1 protein-coding gene is annotated in these 1198 nt (G+C 43.2%); it reads left to right on the forward strand.

Going from position 1 to position 1198, the window contains the following annotated elements; all coding sequences use genetic code 11:
- Window positions 1-437 precede the first annotated feature (437 nt).
- Window positions 438-1142: a tetratricopeptide repeat protein gene (locus tag Q5691_RS27575; RefSeq protein ID WP_333348423.1), complete on the forward strand. Its 705-nt coding sequence runs from the start codon at window positions 438-440 to the stop codon at window positions 1140-1142.
- The last annotated feature ends 56 nt before the right edge of the window (window positions 1143-1198 follow it).

Consider the following 1198-nt stretch of genomic DNA (forward strand, 5'->3'; position numbering starts at 1 on the left):
GGCGATGAATGATGACTATATGATGCAGATTCTCAAGTGCTTGTGTCAAGCCTGATTGAGATGCTCTTACCCTGAGGTAGAAACCCGGTTGATGCACAGATGCCTCGCTGCCAAACTAATATTTTTCCTAAAAACCTGGTATAAAATGACCGCAAGTTTGAGCGGGATTTGCCAGTGCAATATCGCTACAAAGTAATACTTGCCGCAGCAAGTTGCGATCGCTTCCCCAGGGGCATACCTGCAAACAATCCTGGTATAAACTGCTCAATATGGGAATCAAGAAACCGCTTCTCTAGCCTACAAGCCTTATATTTAAAGGGTTATAGACGCAATTTTCGTTAATTGCGATCGGCATCACTAACTAAGCCCAACTTTCATCACACAATTCAAGCCCCAACATCACCTAATCGCATCAAACTTATCACGTTCCTGAGAGTATGGATATCACTGTCAGTAGCGGAAGTATGGAGGAAAATAAGAGCATACAGTTGAACACCACTCCTCCCATGCCTACTATCCCCCTTCTCCCAAGCCAATTAGTTGTCACAACTATTTTTAATTCGATCGAATCTTTGGGATTCACTAATATTGCCGGCGTATTTTCGGGGGAGCAAGCTGAATCCCGACAAGAGGCCAATTTAAAAGTTAGTACCAAAAAGTTTTACACTCAAGGTTTAAAAAATCTCGAACAACAAGACTTGCACGGCGCTATTAAAAATTTTACTGCCACAATTAACATTAATCCCCAATTCGCGTCAGCTTACAACGATCGCGGTGTGACCCGCTACAAATTAGGCTACAAGCAATCGGCGATCGAAGATTTAACTACAGCCATCGAACTCGATCCTTACCGAGCCAAGTATTACAGCAATCGGGGGTTTATGCTGACTCGTTTAAAAGATTATACTGGGGCGATCGCCGATTACAACTCGGCACTGCTGCTCAACCCTAATGTAGCTCAATTTTACTTTAACCGAGGTGCTATCCGCCTACAAATGCAAAATTCCCTGGCAGCACTAGCTGATTTTGAGTCAGCAATTCGCCTCGATAGCGCTTTTGCTAAAGCTTACTTTAACCGAGGACTGACTAGATATAAATTGAGAGAGGTTCAGGGAGCATTTGACAGGGCTATTTCATTCTAGTGTAAGGCCTGATAGAATAACAGATTAATCTCACTGAGGGTTCAGGTCAAAATGTC

Source organism: Microcoleus sp. w1-18aA5 (genome assembly GCF_036701705.1).
GTDB lineage: Bacteria > Cyanobacteriota > Cyanobacteriia > Cyanobacteriales > Microcoleaceae > Microcoleus.